Here is a 20,869-nt window from a genome sequence, read left to right on the forward strand (position 1 = left end):
TAGTTCTCCTGCTTATTAAATTATTACTTCATCAGCTTTGTATAAAAATTACTTAATATTCAAAATGAACTGGCCTGATTTTTCAAATAGTCACTTAAGTAAATAATATTTAATTGAATATTCAAGACTTAAATATCGAATAACTCCTGACTCTCTTAATCAAGAAATCCAAAAAATTCAACCTTGGTAATTAATTTTGTCCTGTTCAAACTTAACGAGGAAAGTCTATTTCCAACTAAAAAATCTGTTAAGTCAGTCTTTCGCCTTTCAATATATTATTTTAAAGGTTACTAACTTGGTGACTAAAACTATTTAATTTTTAATAAAATTATTAAATAACAATAAATTATGATTTTATATGATGCGTATCATACGCATCATATAAAACTATGTTTATTTTGCTATAATCAAACTATCCAGTGTCATTAATGGTTCCATGCAATTTTATGAGTCTTACAGAATTCAAGGTTCGCCAAGCCAAACCGAAGGATAAAATCTACTTTTTAGCAGATGATGAAGGCCTGAGCCTGAAAATTGAACCGAATGGACGCAAGTCATGGAGCTATCGATATTCTGTAGAAGGATCAAGCAAGCGACCAAGAATAAAACTGGGTATGTATCCTTCAATGTTATTAAAAGATGCAAGATTTGCACGAGATGAATATAAATTAAATAATTACACTCTTAAAAGTATAAGTAATAAAAAAATAAAATCCTTCCAAGATATTTGTGAGGAATGGTTAGAATTTAAAACAAGAAATTCTTTTAGTGATGAGCCACGTTGTGGTGTTATTCAATTGGCAAGAAAATGTTTATCCAATGATATATATCCAGAATTAAGTGATATGGCATTTGAAGAAGTGAAGCGATATGATTTAGTAACAGTCATAAAAAAAATTGAATTTAGAGAAGTAAAAGAACCGGTTAAGAAAGCTTATAGTTATTTAAATCAAATTTACGATTATGCTGTAGCGATGGGTTATTGTGAATACAATATTGCAAATGGTTTAAATAAAATACTGGTTAATAATAAGATTAAGAAAAACTATCCTTATTTAAAATCACATGATATTCCAGAATTCATAAATAAATTAAATCAAGTAAATACTCATACCCTTATTAAAAAAGCCTTATGGCTTAAATTATATACAGGTGTTCGGGGCGCTGAATTGCTTCTTAGTGAACCCCATCACTTTGATATAGAAAATAAAATGTGGAAAATACCGGCATTACATATTAAGCAGTTTAGACGTAAAGTTATTTTAGGTCATGAGATTCCTGATTTTCTGGTCCCTTTGTCGGATCAGGCAATTTGTATTATAAAATCAGCACTTGAGTGGTCTTATGGTGAAAAGTATGTATTTTCCAGTCCACGCTATAAAGACAAACCGATTCATTTTAATACCCTAAATACAGTAATACGTAAAATGGGATATAGTAAGAATGAGCTGTCATCTCATGGTTTAAGATCTACATTTAGTACCATATTAAATGAATCAGGTTTATTTCAACAAAATTGGATTGAAGCACAGTTATCGCACACAGATAAAAATAAAACTCGGGCGAGTTATAATCACGCTGATTATATTAACCAACGTATGGAAATGATGCAGTGGTGGGGAAGTTATATATATGAATATGCGGAAAGACAAGATTTAAATTTCTGATAGATTATATTAAAACTATTTTATAAATTATTTTTTATTAGTTAAATGTTATTAATTCTAGCTATTCAATTACATCTTAAACTAATTTTTTATCTCTATTTCGATAATAGTCTTCCAAAAATTTTCAATTTTTTCAGATTGCCAAATATCTATTCAGCCCCACTCTTGTTTTATTGACTTTCTGATCGCCTTTATTAGCCAAAATAAAGGCATCTTAATGTTTCAGGTTTAAATTTCGTTGAAGTAACTCAAAATCATGTATAGCTCTACGACCTATACATAAACTCAGTACTTGCTGAGTTTTATAATGAATTATGCTCTGTATTTTGAAGGTATAAGGCTTTTTCTGGTCGCCATAGCTTATTATGCGTTTCTAAGCCTGTGAATTGGAATTTCTGTGGCCTCTATAACCATAACATTCCAGTTAATCCCTTCACGGTCAGACAAACTCTTCGATAAATTAAACATATTAAACTGGATCAGACTATCTTCAAAATGATGAACACTCTTTAAGGCGGTTGGCTCTAAAAACAGCCTGATTCATCTTCATAGAAATAAAGTTATTTATTCCCGCCACTAGCTCCTACAAAGCAGAGCTTGCTCTTCCAGGTTTAACTTGGGCGGTCTACCTTTGGCAGGGACATGCATTTTAAATAGCAGATTGTGAATGAGACACCGGGGTATTGCTTGAGCTAAGGATCAAAAAGCGTGTTTGATCGATGTATTTCATACGCCAATTATGCATGAACAGAGTAAATTTTTTGCTATAGAGCATATTTAGAAGGATGCTTATTTTTAGATTTATAAAATATGCCCAATAAACATATTGAATTTTACATGTAATTTTGTTTTATTATGGGGTCAACATTAAATATAAGGAAATTGATATGACACTTTCTGCAGAGAAAGCAATTGAAAGCATTCATACCATGCATGTACTTATTGAAAAAATTTTCAGCGGGGTAAATAGCGATGAAGATTTACCTTTATTAATTCAACATTTTTCTGAAGATTTTGAAATGGTGGGTGCGGCTGGTAAAAAATTTAAATTTGAAGAAGTGAAGCAGTTGTTCGCAAACAATCAAGGAAAAATGCCTGATATTAAAATTGAAATCTATGATGAAGAAATTATTTCACATAATCAACATACAGTCGTTTTGACCTATACAGAGAAGCATACCAAAGAATCAGGTATATTAATTCGCCGTTCTTGTGCAGTGATTGAGGAAATTCAGGACCAAATGCTTTGGCGCTTTCTACAGGAAACCTTTACAGCGTAAAATTTATTTTAATTGCTTAAAAAGCGTAGGCTTATGTTGTTTCATCTTTTTTAAACTACATAAGTCTAAGTTTGAAGCTCTTGAAATAAGGCATCAAATAGAGTCAAACCCCAATAAAGCAGTAGGCCTAATGTTTACTTTAGCTGAATTAAGGCTACAGTGCGGTAATTTAAGTGATAAATTATTCAATTTTTCTAATTTGATTAAACAATAGTTTTTAACTGATTTATATTAAATTTTTCCGCAAAAATCGATATGGAGTCCTGTAAAGGTATGAGTTTATACTTAAAAAGATATGGAATATTACACGTAAAATTAAATACAATTGAATTGAAAATGTAAAAAATTGCAGGATTCTAACCACAAAACAAGCTTGAATAGAAGCAAAATTTGGATAGAAGTAAAAGATTTCTGATAATAGGGATCAAAAAATATTTTCCCTGTCAAGGGTATAGGAAACATGGGCTTATAAGGAATATAAGCCGTCGTACAAGGATTAAGTGACATGAATAGTTCTATCAATGATCAGGCTGCCGCGGTCAGTAAAAAATCAAATGTATATGCATGGTATGTAGTACTGCTCTGTATGCTGGCTTATATCTTTTCATTTATAGACCGTCAAATTTTGGCCTTGATGATTGAGCCGATTAAAGCCGATTTAAATTTATCAGATACCCAATTCAGCTTATTGCATGGTTTAGCATTTTCATTATTTTATGCATTTATGGGATTGCCTTTAGCTTATCTGGCAGACCGTTTTTCACGTCCTAAAATTATCGCTGTTGGAATTGTATTTTGGAGCATTGCTACTGCAATTTGCGGGTTAAGTAAGAGCTTCATTCAACTTTTCTTCAGTCGGATGGGTGTAGGGGTGGGAGAAGCAGCATTATCACCAGCCGCCTATTCGATGTTCAGTGATATGTTCAGCAAGGATAAACTAGGACGTGCTGTCGCTGTTTATTCCAGCGGATCATTCGTTGGCGGGGGGATTGCCTTTTTGGTCGGCGGTTATGTGATTGGCTTATTGAAAAATATGAGCTTGATCGAAGTACCACTTTTAGGGGCAATCAAAGCCTGGCAAATGGCATTTATTCTTGTGGGTTTGCCAGGGGTTTTCATTGGCTTGCTGTTCATTTTAACGGTACGGGATCCGCAACGTAGAGGTCAGCGTTTAAATGCGCAAGGCCAAGTTGAAAAAACCAGCATGAAAAAAGCGTTTAAATTTATTAAAAAACATCGCACTACTTTTGGCTGTCATTATTTTGGTTTTACCTTCTATGCCATGGCGCTGTACTGTCTCATCAGTTGGACACCCGCATTTTATATGCGCAAATATGGGTTAACTCCAACAGAAGCTGGCTATATGCTAGGCACGGTCATGCTGGTGGCAAATACCTTGGGCGTATTTTGTGCAGGTTGGTTAAATGACTGGTTTATTCAAAAAGGTCGAAAAGATTCGCCAATGATCACCGGTGTTATCGGCATTGTAGGTTTGATTATCCCGATGATTGCCTTTACCCAAGTGTCTGAACTTTGGCTGTCTGTGACGTTATTGGTTCCAGCGATGTTCTTTGCATCTTTTCCAATGCCAGTTTCCACCACAGCAATGCAAATGCTGGCACCTAACCAGCTGCGTGCGCAGATTTCGGCGGTATTTCTACTGATCAGTAATTTAGTGGCTGTCGGAATCGGTACGACTTTGGTGGCATTAATTACAGATAAAATCTTTGGAAACCCATTGATGGTGGGTATGTCATTGTCGATTGTTGGTGCTTGCGCATGTATATTGGCCTTTATTTTATTGAAAAAAGGCTGTAAAGCCTTTAGTGCAAGTATGCAGCAGGAACACCCTGTTTAAGCCTAACCCTCAGAAGTTAAGAGTCAGGCAAGAGCTGATTAGGTCTAATGAGCTCTTGCCGTCATTTTAATTATGAAGAATGGAATCAATGGAGTGCAGAGATGAATCAGCGTTTAAATTTGAGCCATTTGCATTATCTGGATGAGTTTTTACTATTTAATTCAAATGACTATCACATCATTAAGGATAAAATCAGTCATTATTTGTGCCCGCATCAATTTGATGTAGATGCTGCTTCGAGTTTGAATACCCGCCTGAATGGATTTAGCTTTGGAAATTCGGCTTTATATGATTTGAAATACAGCGCGGCTGTGGCAATCACAATAGATGAAACATCTCCTCATTATTTGTTTCGCATCAATCTTGAAGGACAATGTCAAGTTGAACATGCACAAAATCAGGTGCTGCAATCATATGGCATTATGACGGTGACACATCCGCATACCCAAAACCGCATCATGACCAATCATCGCTGTCGCAATATTATTCTCAAACTGACACAGCAGGATGTGGACACCCAGCTGTGTAAAATGTTGGGCTATACCAGTGCAGAATCCTTAGTATTTGATAGCGGGGTATCATGCACAACAGAAGCGTTGAACTCAATTGTTGAAACACTGAATTACCTATGTTACGCCTATTATAATATTCAAAACTGGGGCTTTATTTCAGCCAGTTTTACCCAGTATTTGATTGAATTAATTTTACTGAAAGTTCCCAATAATTACAGTCTTCAACTCAATGAACGCAGACAGGAAGTCATGCCCAGCTATATGCGAAAAGCACAGCAATATATACAGCAACGTCTTCAATCGCAGATTTCACTTGCTGAACTGAGTATTTTTTGCGGAGTTAGCAGCCGAACTTTGCAAAAAAGCTTTAATCAGTACTGTCAACAAACACCGCTTGAATATATTCAAGATCAGCGTATGCAAGGGGTGCATCAAGCCTTATTGAATAGCCAATCCAGCGATACAGTGACGAATATTCTTTTTCAAAACGGCATTCAAAGTTTGGGGCATTTTTCCAGTCGGTATAAAAAACGTTATGGTTGCCTGCCTTCCCAAACCTTGAAAATGAAAGTGGCTTAAATTCTAAAAGTATTCGTATATCGAACAGCCTATTCGCATATGGAGACGTGAGCTTCATTTTAATCTTCTAAAGTTAACTCAGTTAATCAGGAGGATTCAAAATGAAAATTACAGTACTGGGCGGGGGGCATGGATGTTATGCAGCAGCCGTGGAAATGGCAGAAAAGGGCCATGATGTAGTGCTATGGCGCCGAGATGCCGATGCATTAAAAAAATTAGCAGAAATGGGTGAACTTTTCATTTTGGATTATCAAGGTGAGCGTTCTGTGACCGTTGGCTGGAATAACAGCCAGATCAATTTACAGGAATCTTTAGAGCAGGCAATTGCAGGTGCTGAGCTGGTTATTATTCCCTTGCCGGCGACCACGCACCTGAATTTAGCGCAGCAAACAGCACCTTATTTCAAAGATGGGCAAGTGATCTATTTACCGCCAGGCACTTTCGGCAGCTTGGTCTTTGCTCAAGCAATGAAAGAAGCAGGCAATCATGCACAGGTCGCCTTCGCTGAAACCGGCACATTGCCTTATTTAGTGCGCAAACATGGGTTAAACCGTATTGTAGTGAGCGGGTATGCGACCCGCTTACCTACCGGTGTTTTCCCTAGCAATTTATCTGAACATGCATTCCAGGTTTTACAGCAAGCCTATCCGAGTGTAGAGCCGATAGAGGACAGTTTAAGCGGGGCACTGATGAATGCAGGTCCCATTATTCATCCCCCGTTAATTATGATGAATGCCGGCCCGCTAGAACATTTCGATACATGGGATATTCACAATGAAGGCACCCAGCCATCCATTCGCCGTGTCACGTCTCAACTGGACGCCGAACGGATGCAACTGCGTGAAGCCTTGGGTTACGCTGCACCACATTTTCCGCTGGCTGATCATTATAATAAAGCAGATGAAGGCGATGAGTGGATGTATGGCCGAGGTGCTCATGGCAAACTCACCGATAGCGGTGACTGGCGCGAAGAGATTGATTTGCAGTCACATCGCTATATGCTTGAAGATACCCGTTTAGGTTTATCATTAATTGTTTCTGCGGGCCGTTGGGCTGGTGTCAAAACCCCTGTGGCTGAAGGTTTGCTGAGTATTGCCTCTGCTGTTGCAGGTAAAGATTTATATGCTGAAGGTCGGACATTTGAAAGTTTAGGTTTGGCGGACAAGTCAAAACATGAATTACAAATGATCTTGCAGCAGGGAGTCTAAGATGCCCAAAATTCAGCACACTGCGGTGGTAGGGGCCGGACGAATGGGTAAAGCGATTGCGATTGCTTTTGCCTATGCTGGACTGCAAGTCAAACTGATTGATGCTAAAGAGCGTTCAATTGATGATTTTGTACAATATCAGCGGCAAATAGAGCAGGATATTGCGCAAGAACTGATGCTGTTAAGCCAAATTCAATTCATACAACCCGAGCAAACTTCAGCGATTCAAGCCAATATACAGGTCATCGAAAGATCTGCTTCCATTCAATATTTAAAACAATGTGATTTGGTTTTGGAAGGTGTGCCTGAGAAACTACCGGTGAAGCAGGATATTTTTGCTTGGCTGGATCAACATATTGCACCAGACTGTATAGTTGCTTCAACGACCTCAACCTTTTTAGTGACAGAGATCGCCAAGATGCTGTCCTCTCCTGAACGTGTAATCAATGCACATTGGCTCAATCCGGCTTATTTAATTCCATTGGTTGAATTAAGCCGATCAGAGCAAACCTCAGATCAAACAGTACTGGCGCTTAAATCTTTTTTAACCTCGATTGGCAAAGTAGCGGTGGTATGCAATGCCAAAGCGGGCTATATCGTACCCAGAATTCAAGCTTTGGCAATGAATGAAGCTGCACGAATGGTAGAAGAAGGGGTTGCATCTGCAGAGGATATTGATATTGCCATTCGCACCGGTTTTGGGCTGCGGTTCTCGGTCTTGGGTCTGCTTGAGTTTATTGACTGGGGCGGTGGTGATATTCTGTATTATGCGTCGCAGTATTTGGAGCGGGAGTTGGGCGAAAGGTACAGTACAGCAGAGATTGTTGTAGAAAATATGCGCAATGGCCGAAATGGCTTAAGAGAGCAGCAAGGTTTCTATCAATATGAAGGGGTAGATATTTCGGCCTATAAACAACAAGTGCTACAAACTTTTTTGAACAGAATAGAAGCATCTGGTTTAAAGCCTAAATTTAATATTATTTCTTCTACAATGTAAAATATATACAGTAACAAGCCCATTCTAATGGATGGGCTTTGGGTTTAATTACCACTTTTTAGTTTTTAGCTAGAGGGCATAAGATCGAATAGTTTTTTCATCTGGGCATTCAACTGAATCAATTCCTCATCATTAAAAGCATTTAAAATCCCTGAAAGAGTGACTTGGCTGATTTGATTAATCTGCTCAACTAGTTTCTTCCCTTTGTCTGTCAGCTTGACCATAGAAATACGTTCGTCGAATTCAGAAGAAAAAACCTGAACAATATCATCTTCAACCAAGCGATAAATGGCTTTGGTTGCAGTGGTCAATTTGAGTGTAGATAAATTGGCAATTTCGGTAATGCTGGCTTGTCCCAATGCATTAGTACTTAAGATAATTTTGCGGCGGGTGTTATCTATTCCTAGTTTTTTTATAGACTTCTCAATCAGCTGCGTATATTTCCCGTTGACTTGGGAGACCCAGAAAAAAGGGTAGCTTTGTAGACTGCTAGGTTCATTGTTAGGCAGAAAATTTTCTAAATGAGTAAGCATGGCAAAGTGATAACTTTGTGAAAATGGATAGCCCATTATACAAAAATTAAAAATATTTTCTTCGTTCTCTGTTAGTAAAAACACTTGACAATTACATGGCTTTTTCAGATATTAGTCTTAGTAATAAAAATACATGGAAAAGTGAATGAATATTGTGGCCAAGGATGTTCATCTAGGAACAGGAAAACTCACCGTCATGGTGAAAGACTCTATCGATATTCAAGGTTTTCGAACCGTCGCGGGAAGTAAGGCACTCGAAGAGAGTCCTGCAGCAGAGCAAAATGCCGTGGTGGTTGAGCGTATTTTGGCTGCTGACTGTCAAATTATCGCAAAAACAAATTTGCATGAATTGGCTTTTGGCATTACTGGCATTAACCGTGCATTCGGTACGGCACTCAATCCCAAATACCCTGCGCTGATTCCTGGCGGATCATCGAGCGGCTCGGCTGCGGCTATTTCAGCCAAACTGGCCGATTTTACTTTAGGAACAGATACCGGTGGCTCAATCCGAATGCCGGCAGCCTGTTGCGGCATTTTTGGTTTAAAGCCCACTTTTGGCCGTGTGAGCCGCGAAGGGGTACATCCTGAAAACAGTTCATTGGATTGCGTTGGTCCGTTCGCCAATTCCGTCAGCATGATTGAAACCGCTATGCAGATTATTGATCCGAGTTTTCATCCTGCAAAAGCCCTAGAGCAACCCCCTAAGCTTGCGGTGCTAAATGTACAGGCGAGTGATGAAGTGCATGAATGTATTGCTGAATACCTTGCAAAAGCTGGGTTGATTTTGACCTACGTAGAGGTCGCATCTTTTGAGGATGCATTTCATGCCGGTATGCAAATTATTAATTTCGAAAACTGGCAGGCGTATGGCGCTTTAACTGAAACAGGACTTTTGGGTGCCGATGTCAATACGCGTTTGCTGAAAGCCTCAGAAACTACACGCCAACAGGTTGCAGAAGCAGAATGTGTAAAAGAAAGGTTTACCCGAGAAGTAGATGTTTTACTGAATCAATATGATGCATTGCTGTTGCCGACCCTGCCGCAGATTCCGCCACAAGTTGCGGATGCAGAAAATACAGCCGCATTTTTAAATTTAACAGGGCTGGTCCGTCCATTTAATTTGTCGGGGCATCCGGCAATATCAGTGCCATTAGAGACAAAAGATGGCTTACCTGTTGGATTGCAGATTGTTGCCAAAAAAAATGCAGATGAACAGCTCTGTGCAATTGCAAAATATGTCGTGAAGGCGGCGCAATAAGTTACAAGGAGTTAACGAATGAATGATTTATCTGCAAAGGATTTTGTCATGGATAATACCGCAGTGGATTTGACGGCTCTATGTCAGGAAATCCGTGAACGCGCATGTACTGGTGAATTTGATAATCAGGCGTATGTCAGTCAAGACATCATTGAAAAATTAAAAAAACTGGGTGTATATCGGGCATTTGTTCCAAAGCGTTTTGGTGGATCGGAAGTTTCGCCACGTGAATTTTGCGAGCTGATTGAAAAATTATCGATGGCGGATGGCTCTGTGGGATGGGTGGCCAGCTTTGGCATGAGTCCAGCTTATTTAGGTAGCTTGCCAGAAGAAACCCTGAAAGAGCTCTATAAAAATTCACCGGACATTGTTTTTGCAGGCGGTATTTTTCCGCCACAGCCCGCAGAAATTACCGATGACGGGGTTGTTGTAACAGGTCGCTGGAAATTTTCCAGCGGCTGCATGGGTGCAGATGTTGTGGGTGTCGGTATTGCGCCGCAAAAGGGTAATGAAGCGCAAGGTTTGCCGCGTATGGCAGTAATGCCTGCAAAACAAGTAAAAATTGAAATGACTTGGGATACCGTGGGCTTAAAAGGAACGGGAAGTCATGATTTAGTTGTTGAAAATGTTTTGGTTGCTAAAGAGTGGACATTTGTACGCGGAGAGCCGTCTAAGCTTCCAGAGCCATTTTTTAAATATCCATCTTTATCACTTGCAACTCAAGTATTGACGGTGGTGGGAATAGGGGTTGCAGCAGCCGCTTTAGATGAGTTCAAAAAACTTGCTCCAGGAAAAGCATCAATAACTGGTGGTTCAGAAATTGCAAACCGTCCCGTAACTCAATATGAATTTGCGCAAGCTGAAGCAGAGTTTAAAGCGGCGCGTATCTGGTTTTATGAAACGATGGATGCCGTTTGGAGTGAAGTTGCTGCAGGCCGTACACCGACAGCAGAACAAATCAGTGATATGCGTCTGTCTTGTACGCATGCTGCCCGAGTTGCTGCCCGAGTTGCCCGCAAAATGCAAATGCTGGCAGGGATGACAGCTATTTATACCAACAATGTGTTCAGCCGCTTTGTGAACGATACCAATGTGGTGACACAGCATGCCTTTATGGGGGATGCCACGTTGCAGAACGCAGGTTTAATCAGCTTTGGCTTAAAACCGGCACCGGGTTATTTATAAGCAACTTGACTTCATACGCGAGTATTCAGAATGAATGACAAAGTGGATTTGACTGCAATTTTACAGCGTTTAACGCAATTGGAAGCGCAAGTTGCTATTCGGAACTGCATTAACCGCTACATGGAAATTTGTGATGCTTTGGATGCTGATACTGACCTGAATGAATTAATGGATTTATTTGATGAAGACAGTATTTGGGAAGGCATAGGCGAAAAATATGCGCAGTCTTTTGGTCAATTCAGCTCACGGCAGGCGATTCACGACATGTTCAAGGGGTATACCCAAAAAGAATCGCATTTCGTGATGAATGCACATTTTGTCAATTCAGAACAGATTTATGTTGAAGATACACATGCAAAAGCGACGTGGTTAATGTTGCAAACCTCAACATTTAGAGATGGTCGTAGCCATTTAAATACAGCCAAACTCACGGTGACATTTAAGCAACAACAGAGCGGACACTGGAAAATCAAGCATTTTCAAACAGAAAACATTTTTAGCCGTCCAGTCTCTCATTGGAACAGTACAGCAGAATTGCCAGTCCCGTCTCAGACATAACCCAAGGATAAATTTAAAAGGATAGTTGACATGAACAGTATCATTCCACTTCAAAATATTGATATTGACTACAATGAGCTAGTGCAATCAGACCGTGCACATACTTCTCTGTATAAAGATGAAAAAATCTTTGACGATGAGATGGAAAAAATTTATTACAACTCTTGGGTCTGGGTCGCGCATGCGAGCGAAATTCCTGAGAGTGGTAGTTATAAAACCATGAACATTGGCAGGCAGCCTGTGGTTGTAGTACGTGACCGTAAAAAGAAAGTCCATGTGCTGCTTAACCGTTGTCGTCACCGCGCTGCAACTGTATGTGAACATAAAAAGGGCAAGACCAACAGCTTTGTATGTCCTTACCACGGCTGGAGCTATGCTTTGGATGGCAGTTTACGCGGTGTACCATCTCCTGAAAGCTATGGGGAATGCTTGGATAAATCTGAACTCCCTTTGGTCAGCCTGCGCGTTGAAGAATACAACGGTATGATTTTCGCCTCTTTTAATCATGATGTTGAACCGCTAGAAGATTTCCTCGGTGCGGCAAAAAAATGGATTGACCTGTTCATGAAACAAGGTGCGGGCTATCCAGTGAAAGTTCTGGGCGAGCATCGTTTTACATTTCCGGGCAACTGGAAAATTCAACTGGAAAATACCACCGATGCCTATCACTTCCCATTGGTGCATAAATCATTCTTAAGTTCAGTCGATGAAAAAACCGAAGAACTATTTAATTTTGATAACCAGCCGGGCTATGTTGAAGATTTAGGCAATGGCCATAGTGTCATGGTGATGATTCCTGAACTGGTCGATTTAGAAGAAGAATTGATGGAACGTCCAATTCAGGAACGTTTTGAAGATTTGGCTCAGGCATTACGTGATGAAGGCCATGAAGAATTACAGGTGCGCCGGATTGTCCGCGCGGTAGGCGGTTCTGGCTTTAACTTGAACTTATTCCCCAATATTGCCTGTTCAATGGCATTCTTCCGTGTCATGCAGCCGATCTCTGTAGATAAAACAGAAATTCATCACTCGGTTATTACCATGGATGGTGGCCCGCAAATTGCCAATCAGTACCGCTTGCGTTTGCATGAGCATTTCCAAGGCCCATTTGGTTTTGGTACACCGGATGATGCAGAAGCATGGGAGCGTGTACAAAAAGGTGCAGATGCAGGCAATGATTTATGGATCATGCTGAACCGCGGTTTACCGGGCGAAGTACAAACTGAAGATGGCTTAAAAAGTGATGTAAGTGCTGAAACTGGCATGCGGGCTGCGTATCAGCAGTGGAAAAAGTTGATGACGGCTTAAGGAGAGAGCAATGAAAATCGATTTAAATTTATTGAATGAAGTGACTGCTTTTATTTGGGCTGAAGCGGACATGCTGGATCATTATGAACATGAAGAATGGTTAAAGCTGTGGAATGAAACAGGCGTATATATCATTCCGATTGACCCTGCTTTAACGGATTATGAAAATAATTTGAACTATGCCTATGACAATCATCATATGCGTCAATTGCGTGTGAACCGTTTAGACAATGGCGAGGCCATCTCAACTTCTCCAAAAGCCAATACAGTGCGCAGCGTATCTCGTGTCCGTATTGTCAAAGATGACGGGGATGAAATTATTTTACGTTGCGCGCAAAATTTACGTGAATTCCGTAAACAAAATCTGAAGCACTATACCGCCGATGTCACATTTCACTTGATCCGCGATACTGAACAAGGTTTTAAAATTAATCGAAAAATTATTAATTTAGTCAATTCTACCGATACCTTGGCAGGTATCAGTTACATTCTTTAGGAGAGGAATATGAAACAAGTTGTTTTAGTGACTGGTGCCGCATCGGGTTTAGGCAATGTTGTTGCTGAATACTTTGCCAGCCAAGGTCATCAAGTTATTTTATCTGCAAGCACACTGGAAAAAGCTGAGGCTGCTAAAGTGCGCAGCGTAAATGCGAATAATATGTTTCCTCTGAAGCTGGATATTTCTGTTGAAGCAGATTTTCATGCCGCTGTGCACTGGATTGAAGAGAAGTTTTCAAAACTGGATGTACTGATAAATAACGCGACGGTCACCAAAGCAACACCTGTTTTAGAGATTACCGCCGCTGATTTTGATTGGATTACTCAAGTTAATCAGCGCGGTACATTTCAGTCGTGTCAGATTATTGGCAAGTATATGGCAGACAAAGGTTTTGGCCGTATTGTCAATATGGCCTCTTTGGCAGGGCAAAATGGCGGCACAGCAACAGGGGCGCACTATGCAGCGACCAAAGGTGCAATTGTGACACTGACCAAAATTTTTGCCAAGGAATTTGCAGCGAAAGGTGTCACGGTCAATGCGGTTGCACCAGGACCCATGGAATCACCGATTGTGCATAGCGTGGTATCTGACGAAAAGATGGCACAGTTTATTCAGAATATTCCTGTTAAAGCTTTGGGGAGTATGGAGTTTATTGCTGAAACATGTGCGTTACTGGCAAGTCCAAATGCCAGTTTTGTGACCGGTGCAACGTGGGATATCAACGGCGGATTATTTATGCGTTAAGTCTTGGGCTTTATGCATAACAGGGAGATGAATTATGACTGCACTTTATAATGTTGTTGTCAAAAACCGCCATGTAGAAGGCGAAAATATTGCAGTCATGGAATTTGAATCTGCAACATCTACAGCCTTGCCTAAAATTGAAGCAGGTGCACATATAGATGTACATTTGCCAAACGGCATGGTGCGTCAGTATTCACTTTGCCAAAATCCAAATCAAACGGGGATTTTCCGTTTAGGGATTTTACGTGATCCTGAATCCAGAGGTGGCTCTATATCCGCCTTTAATGAATTAAAAGATGGTATGCAGATTCAAGTCAGCGAGCCAAAAAATCTTTTTTCTTTGGTGAAAGCCAAGCATTCGGTATTGATCGGTGGCGGTATTGGTATTACGCCCCTTATTACCATGGCTTATCAGTTGGCTCATCAAGGTGAGTCTTTCGAGTTGCATTACTGTGGGGCAAGTCCAGAACGTTGCGCCTTTGTAGATGAAATTAAAAATGGTGAACTGGCTCAATTCACCACCTTTCATTTTAAATCGGAAGGCGCGAGCCACCGTGAATTTTTTCAATCTGCGATACAGAATATTGATGCCGAAAGCCATATTTATACCTGTGGTCCAAATGGATTTATGGACTGGGTCATTAATCTAGCACTTACCCAGGAATTTCCTGAACCTCAAATTCACAAAGAATATTTTCAGATAGATGTGGAAACGGGTGGCGATGCTTTTGAAGTGGTGGCTGAACGCAGCGGCAAAATCATTATGGTAGATGCCGAGGAAACCATTTTACAGGCTTTGGCACGCGAAGGCATTGAGATAGAAATGTCGTGTGAGCAAGGGGTTTGTGGGACATGTATGTGCGATGTGCTTGAAGGTGAGCCAGATCACCGCGATGTGTATTTTACCGATGAAGAGAAAGCCAGCAATGAACAAATATTGGTGTGCTGTTCTCGCGCTAAATCGGCACGCTTAGTGTTAGATATTTAAATAAACACCAGACATTGAAATTGCACATTATTGGGTCCGCACAGGATAGGACTTTAAAATTCAGGAGAGAAGCATGAACGCATTACATACGATGGATACCATAAAAATTGATCCAATCAAATTTAGACGCGCATTAGGCAATTTTGCTACAGGCGTAACCATTATGACTGCACAGAATGAATCTGGAGAAAAGGTAGGGGTGACAGCAAATAGCTTTAACTCAGTTTCTTTAGATCCAGCTTTAATTCTGTGGAGTATCGATAAAAATTCTTCAAGCTTTCAGGTGTTCGAGCAAGCAACGCATTTTGCAGTCAATATTTTATCGGGTTCGCAGATTGAACTTTCCAATAAATTTTCACGTCGTAATATTGATAAATATGAAGGTACTAGCTTTCATGAAGGCATAGGACTAGCACCAGTTTTAGACCACTGCTCGGCTGTTTTTGAATGTGAGCGCCATCAGATCATTGAAGGTGGAGATCACTGGATTATTATCGGCAAAGTGGTAAATTTTCATGATGAAGGCCGTAGTCCATTGGTTTATCATCAAGGTGCTTATTCAGGTGTGACACCGCATCCTTTGTTACAGGTCAAGGAGTCTGCCGACCTTGAGGAGGTAGGTCAGATGCATCAAGGGCATTTGCATGGCAATGTGTGCTATTTAATGAGTCGCGCCTTTAAATTCTATCAAAATGATTATATTCCTAAGCAACTGGTGACGGGTTTTCGTACCAGTGAAGCGCGACTTTTACTGGTTTTAGGCAGCGGGACAGCCTCAAGCAAAGCGGATTTACCGCGTGATATTGCTATGCCAATGCGCGAAGTGGAGCAGTCTGCTGCAATTCTGGCAAAAGACGGTCTACTTGTGGAGAGTGACGGCTTTTATAAATTGACAGATAAAGGCAAGAAAACCGCGCATTATTTGTTTGATATTGCAGACAGCCACCAGAATGAAGTATTAGAAAAATATTCAGACAGTGAAAAAGACAGTTTCATTAAAATTTTACGGGATATTGCGGGTATTAACTAAATGAAATGGAGAGGCAACTAATGCAGAATAAGCAATAGTTGCCTCATATTTTTGTTTTTCATCGTGATATGTGACCGGCACTAGTCACTGACCAGTAACATTTTCTTAATAAATAAACAAAAAAATAAGAAAAATGATTTATCTTTAAAGTCTCATTCCAGTGGATTTTTGTGCTTGAATACGTTTCGATAGAATTTTTAAATATATGTCTAAGGTTTATTTTCTTCAATTAAACTGCCTCATTTAGTAAAACCCGCTCTATTGTGAATTCCTCAAGAAACTCAAGACTGGTCCTGAATTTGGAATTGAGACTTTCTAAAGATGTCACATTTTATGGACCTTGCTGATGATTGAAAAAAATTAATAGATGATTTAGAAAAAAAGATGTTGATGAGGTTAGCAATGTGGGAAATCGACCTGTCCTGGATAATTCATGACAGGTTTCTATTAAAAAAGAAAGATTACAATGCTCTAAAGATTAATAATTCAAAGTAATACTCTGTTTACTGGTTTGGTCAATTTTCTTTTGATCAACTGCATCCTCTTTACATTCATAGTTTTCAAACAAGGGGAGTTGATCGGAAAAATGGGCATCGGGTTTGCCATTTTTATCAATAAAGCCACTTTGGCCTGGCGCCAAAATTGAACACATGGTGACTTGACTCGGGTTTAAAACAACTCTAAAAGAGGCACTTCCTGTATTGCCATAAGTACTCAACTTTTGCTGATGCGCCAGATCCGCCCAAGGGATACCCACGGAATTTTTGCCCGAAAATCCCATTGTTGCAACAGGAAGCTTCCAGTCATTCGGCTCCGTAGAGTTGTATTGCTTAGAAAGTGTTGCTAAAGCATTTTCAAGGGCAGTTAAAACCACATCATCAGGAGATTGTCCCTTTAAGAAGTCGACCTGTTGGGCAACAGCTGATTGTTTTCCTTGAAGTGCATTCCAGATTAACTTTGATGCACTTGCTGGCTGAGTGCTACGCGGATCCAAATTGACCGGGTAAAGCGTATCGGTATAACGGGTGTAAATACTGTCTGATAGGTTGGGTTTTAAGACCAGTTCAATCATTTGATTGAGCCATGCACGCATGATGGCAGGCGCTGCACCTTCATAGTATTTGGCTTGATGATCTGGTCGAAGCTTATAATCCCATGAGGCCAGTAAAGGTGCTATTTTTTTTGCAGCTTCAGAAGCTTTCGGACTTTGGGCTGCTTTAATCATAGAGGGAATGAAATAGCGTGCGTTGAGATCAGCCCATGCACCAGTTTTGTTAATGTCCCAAATTTCTTGCTGGCTCAGCTTCTGTTTGCTTTCAAGCGGTTCAATTAATTCATTGACGCGGTCAACATGAGAAAAATTAGATGAGTCTGAACGCAAACCTGCATATGCTTTATTGTTCCAGCTTGCGATATAACCTTTTTCTGGATTGTATTCTTTTGGATTATGAGAGAAGTCATAAAAGCCTTCCCATTCCATCGAACCATCACCTTGGGCAGGAAGCTGCGGATGCTGGTTTTCTGGGCGGATAGGTAAACGGCCTAATGCTGCAACACCAATATTATTGTCGGTATCTGCATAGAACCAAGTGATGGATGCTGCTACACGTTTGGCTTGTTGCAGAAACTCATCCCAATTGGACGCTTTTGCAGCATTCGCCCAGCCTAACAAGGTTTCGACTTCACCACCTTCCCAGCTGCGTCTTTGCGCATAAGCCATTTGGTTTTTCTCATCCCATGCAGTGACAAAGCCTTGTTTACTTTTATAAACATCTAAAATGTATTCTGCTTGTTTACGCACCTTAATTTTGACTTGCCGATGTTCGAAAGGAATATATGCACCTTGGTAGAAATATTCTTTAGGATTACTGGGGTTTATTTTTAGCTGATAAAAATCATTGGTATCTAGTGAACCTACAGTTGAACCCCATGCAATCTTGCCATTAGTACCAAATAAAATAGCAGGCAGGCCGACAGGAGTAATACCTGTTAAATTATAGCCAGCGCCATGTAAGCCAATACTGTAGGTAATGGCAGGGGTATACCATCCTTGCTGAGGACCATTATATAAAACAGCTTGTCCTTCAACGGTTTTATCCCCCTTTAAAACCCAAGCGTTGCTTGCAGTCGGTACACCATCAATGACGCCTTTGCCTAAGGCAATACGGGCTTGGGTTAAATAGTTTTCTGCTGCTTGTTTTGAAATAGGTCGAGCTTTCGTGAAGGCTTGCTTTTGGCGTGCTGAAAACTGAGACTTTTGTTCTGACTGGATAATGGTTGGAGCGCTAGGATCGTCTAGCCAACGCAATTGTTGATAAACTTTTAAACCTTCGTCTAGCCCCTTTTCTTTTTGTAATTGGGTCAGCAGGTCTAAATTGGAAATTTCTGAACTCGCAGCAAAAAAACGGTTCAAAATCAAGCCAACCCAAATCATTGCAATATCTTCAGACTGCCAAGTGGACGGCTTGAAATCATAATCGATGAATTCTTTTGGCATCAGTTCAGGGTTTTCTAGAATTTCTTTGATTCTTTTATTGAAACCAGCGGCATAACCCTCAAAAATTGCCCGGTCTTCGGGAGACAATTGCGCAAGTTGCTGTTTAATATTTTCAGGATTGAAGCGGTTATGGGTTGCAATATCATATTGCAGATAGTCTGACCCTAGAACTTCCGCTACAGTACCTTGACCCGTTCGCTTTGACATTTCCATTTGGAATAAACGATCTGTTGCGACAGCATAACCATAGCCGTAGAAAAGTCCAAATGTATTGTCTGCATAAACATGTGGTGTCCCAAAATTATCGCGTTTAATGGTGACTTGTTTTTGAATGGAGGTGGGTTCTAAAGTTGAGGATGAATTGCAACCTGCGAGAAACATGCAGCTTAAACTCAAAACGCTGTATCGAATCAATACATTTTTATAATGAGGCTGATTATTGAGCATATGGCTTTTCAATTTAGATATCCTTGCTTTCATTATGATTTAGAAGTGAATTCATTAACTGCAACCACGTATTCAATGCAGCTAACTTCACTTATGAACATGCCTTGTTCATTATTTTAAATTATTACTATTTATCCATGTAATTTTCCATTTCTAGGAAGGTATATAGTTATACTTTATTCAATAAAAAGAGCTAAAAAATACAGATGTTATAATAAATTTAGGCAAAAAAGGTATTTTAAAACAAATTAAACCTTTGTATTTAAATATAATTATAAAATTAAAAGAGATAAAATCTGATTGGCTCAAAAGTTCTTGCTAAAACTACCTGTTTTAGCTTCACTATTTTTAAAAAAATATGCTCGCAAGATTAAGTTTCAAAATAAATGATATTTTTTAAAATTAACAAGAAAATTACATGTATTTATGGTATAAAAAATAAAGTCGTGAGACTCATCAATGAATGATAAATGGAGTTTGTCATATGGAAATCAATAAAATACTGCTTGTTTCTGCTCTAGCAGCAGGTTCAATCACCACTCACGCCGATGTACGCATTGGTGTGGTTAGCTCATCTACAGGCCCCGTCGCGATGGTGGGAATTCCGCAGAAGAATACAGTTGCATTACTACCTAAAACCATTGGTGGTGAAAAAGTGACTTATATTTCTTTGGATGATGCCAGTGATCCAACGGCAAGCGTAAAAGCAATTAACAAGCTGATTAGTGAAAGCAACGTAGATGCCATTATTGGGCCTTCTGGATCGCCAAATGCCAGTGCAGTTATTGGTATTATTGCCAAGGCTCAGGTTACTTTGCTCGCGCCTGTTGGAACATCAACTGTTGTTTTACCAATGAATCCGCAAAAAAAATGGGTATTCAAAACCACGCAAAATGATGATTTAATCGCACAAGCCTTAGTTGAGGACATGGTTAAGCGCAAGATTAAAACGTTGGGTTTTATTGGTACAGCAGACCCTTATGGCGAAAACTGGAGTAAAGTTGTTGCTCAATTAGCAGCCAGCAAGGGCATTAAAATTACACAAAAAGAGTCTTTTCAGCGTCAGGACACCTCATTGACTGGACAGGCACTGAAACTGATTGCGGGCAAGCCACAAGCCATCTTAATTGCAGCTCCAGGTAGTGCCGCAGTAACACCGCAAGTCGCTTTATATGATCGGGGTTATCGTGGACAAATTTATCAAACCCATGGGGCTGCTTTAGATCAGTTTTTAAAGTTAGGTGGCAAAAAAGTAGATAATACGATTTTAGCGGCCAGTCTGATGCTGGTCATTAACGAAATTGACAACAAGCATCCTTCCAAAGCAATTGCTTTGAAATACATGAACAATTACAAAAAGATGTATGGTGAATACCCGGCGACATTCGGTGCGAATGTCTATGATGCTGGACTGCTTTTAGAAAAGGCGATTCCAGTGGCGTTAAAGCAGGCAAAACCAGGAAGCATTCAATTCCGCCAAGCATTACGGACAGCCTTGGAACAAACCAAAGAGCTAGCTGGCACACAAGGTGTTTATAACATGACCCCGATGGATCATAGCGGTTTTGACAAGCGCGGGCGGGTCATGGTGACTGTGAAAAATGGGCAATGGAAATTGCTGAAGTAATAAAATTTTTAATTAATTAATCTGCTGTTCAATTCAGGGTGCAGGGGCACTTCAGGAGCTTTCGTCCCTGAAAAATAGCGAGGATCTGGCGGTC

17 protein-coding genes are annotated in these 20,869 nt (G+C 40.0%); 15 read left to right on the forward strand and 2 right to left on the reverse strand.

Annotated elements, in window-relative coordinates:
* The first annotated feature begins 446 nt into the window (after window positions 1-446).
* The 6 genes from AC3CAU_RS09855 to AC3CAU_RS09880 all read left to right on the forward strand — a co-directional run bounded on the left by AC3CAU_RS09855 (window position 447) and on the right by AC3CAU_RS09880 (window position 8,101).
* Complete coding sequence (locus AC3CAU_RS09855; protein ID WP_447054445.1) at window positions 447-1,667, forward strand: tyrosine-type recombinase/integrase; 1,221 nt, start codon at window positions 447-449, stop codon at window positions 1,665-1,667.
* A gap of 887 nt (window positions 1,668-2,554) precedes the next feature.
* Window positions 2,555-2,947, forward strand: a complete 393-nt coding sequence (locus tag AC3CAU_RS09860) for a DUF4440 domain-containing protein (protein ID WP_447054446.1) — start codon at window positions 2,555-2,557, stop codon at window positions 2,945-2,947.
* A 505-nt stretch (window positions 2,948-3,452) separates the two neighbouring features.
* Window positions 3,453-4,805, forward strand: coding sequence for a spinster family MFS transporter (locus tag AC3CAU_RS09865; RefSeq protein ID WP_447054447.1), 1,353 nt, complete (start codon window positions 3,453-3,455; stop codon window positions 4,803-4,805).
* Window positions 4,806-4,906: 101 nt separating this feature from the next.
* Window positions 4,907-5,896: an AraC family transcriptional regulator gene (locus AC3CAU_RS09870; RefSeq protein ID WP_447054448.1), complete on the forward strand. Its 990-nt coding sequence runs from the start codon at window positions 4,907-4,909 to the stop codon at window positions 5,894-5,896.
* A 101-nt stretch (window positions 5,897-5,997) separates the two neighbouring features.
* Window positions 5,998-7,104 (forward strand): NAD/NADP octopine/nopaline dehydrogenase family protein, encoded by a 1,107-nt coding sequence (locus tag AC3CAU_RS09875; RefSeq protein WP_447054449.1) that lies wholly within the window; start codon window positions 5,998-6,000, stop codon window positions 7,102-7,104.
* A 1-nt stretch (window position 7,105) separates the two neighbouring features.
* Window positions 7,106-8,101 carry a 3-hydroxybutyryl-CoA dehydrogenase gene (locus AC3CAU_RS09880; RefSeq protein ID WP_131217945.1) on the forward strand — a complete coding sequence of 332 codons (996 nt, stop codon included), beginning with the start codon at window positions 7,106-7,108 and terminating at the stop codon, window positions 8,099-8,101.
* A 65-nt stretch (window positions 8,102-8,166) separates the two neighbouring features.
* Here AC3CAU_RS09880 and AC3CAU_RS09885 read toward each other — a convergent pair whose 3' ends face one another.
* Window positions 8,167-8,634 (reverse strand): MarR family winged helix-turn-helix transcriptional regulator, encoded by a 468-nt coding sequence (locus AC3CAU_RS09885; protein ID WP_067665639.1) that lies wholly within the window; start codon window positions 8,632-8,634, stop codon window positions 8,167-8,169.
* A 145-nt stretch (window positions 8,635-8,779) separates the two neighbouring features.
* Between AC3CAU_RS09885 and AC3CAU_RS09890 the strand changes: the two genes are divergently transcribed.
* The 8 genes from AC3CAU_RS09890 (at window position 8,780) to AC3CAU_RS09925 (ending at window position 16,204) form a co-directional block, all read left to right on the forward strand.
* Entirely contained in the window at window positions 8,780-9,892 is a 1,113-nt protein-coding gene (locus tag AC3CAU_RS09890; protein WP_447054450.1) for an amidase, read from the forward strand.
* Between the two features lie 18 nt (window positions 9,893-9,910).
* On the forward strand, window positions 9,911-11,077 hold the full coding sequence (locus tag AC3CAU_RS09895; RefSeq protein WP_131217947.1) for an acyl-CoA dehydrogenase family protein: 1,167 nt from the start codon (window positions 9,911-9,913) through the stop codon (window positions 11,075-11,077).
* 30 nt (window positions 11,078-11,107) lie between these two features.
* Window positions 11,108-11,635, forward strand: a complete 528-nt coding sequence (locus AC3CAU_RS09900) for a nuclear transport factor 2 family protein (protein WP_131217948.1) — start codon at window positions 11,108-11,110, stop codon at window positions 11,633-11,635.
* A 30-nt stretch (window positions 11,636-11,665) separates the two neighbouring features.
* Entirely contained in the window at window positions 11,666-12,943 is a 1,278-nt protein-coding gene (locus AC3CAU_RS09905; RefSeq protein ID WP_131217949.1) for an aromatic ring-hydroxylating oxygenase subunit alpha, read from the forward strand.
* 10 nt (window positions 12,944-12,953) lie between these two features.
* Window positions 12,954-13,439, forward strand: coding sequence for an aromatic-ring-hydroxylating dioxygenase subunit beta (locus AC3CAU_RS09910; protein WP_131217950.1), 486 nt, complete (start codon window positions 12,954-12,956; stop codon window positions 13,437-13,439).
* 9 nt (window positions 13,440-13,448) lie between these two features.
* On the forward strand, window positions 13,449-14,186 hold the full coding sequence (locus tag AC3CAU_RS09915; protein WP_131217951.1) for an SDR family NAD(P)-dependent oxidoreductase: 738 nt from the start codon (window positions 13,449-13,451) through the stop codon (window positions 14,184-14,186).
* Window positions 14,187-14,220: 34 nt separating this feature from the next.
* Window positions 14,221-15,174: a PDR/VanB family oxidoreductase gene (locus AC3CAU_RS09920; RefSeq protein ID WP_447054452.1), complete on the forward strand. Its 954-nt coding sequence runs from the start codon at window positions 14,221-14,223 to the stop codon at window positions 15,172-15,174.
* Window positions 15,175-15,247: 73 nt separating this feature from the next.
* Complete coding sequence (locus AC3CAU_RS09925) at window positions 15,248-16,204, forward strand: p-hydroxyphenylacetate 3-hydroxylase reductase component (protein ID WP_131217953.1); 957 nt, start codon at window positions 15,248-15,250, stop codon at window positions 16,202-16,204.
* Between the two features lie 478 nt (window positions 16,205-16,682).
* On the opposite strand, the gene AC3CAU_RS09930 is transcribed toward AC3CAU_RS09925, so the two are convergent.
* Entirely contained in the window at window positions 16,683-19,148 is a 2,466-nt protein-coding gene (locus AC3CAU_RS09930) for a penicillin acylase family protein (protein ID WP_447054453.1), read from the reverse strand.
* 484 nt (window positions 19,149-19,632) lie between these two features.
* Between AC3CAU_RS09930 and AC3CAU_RS09935 the strand changes: the two genes are divergently transcribed.
* On the forward strand, window positions 19,633-20,775 hold the full coding sequence (locus tag AC3CAU_RS09935; RefSeq protein WP_447054454.1) for an ABC transporter substrate-binding protein: 1,143 nt from the start codon (window positions 19,633-19,635) through the stop codon (window positions 20,773-20,775).
* Window positions 20,776-20,869 lie beyond the last annotated feature (94 nt).

This window comes from Acinetobacter sp. GG23 (assembly GCF_057766365.1).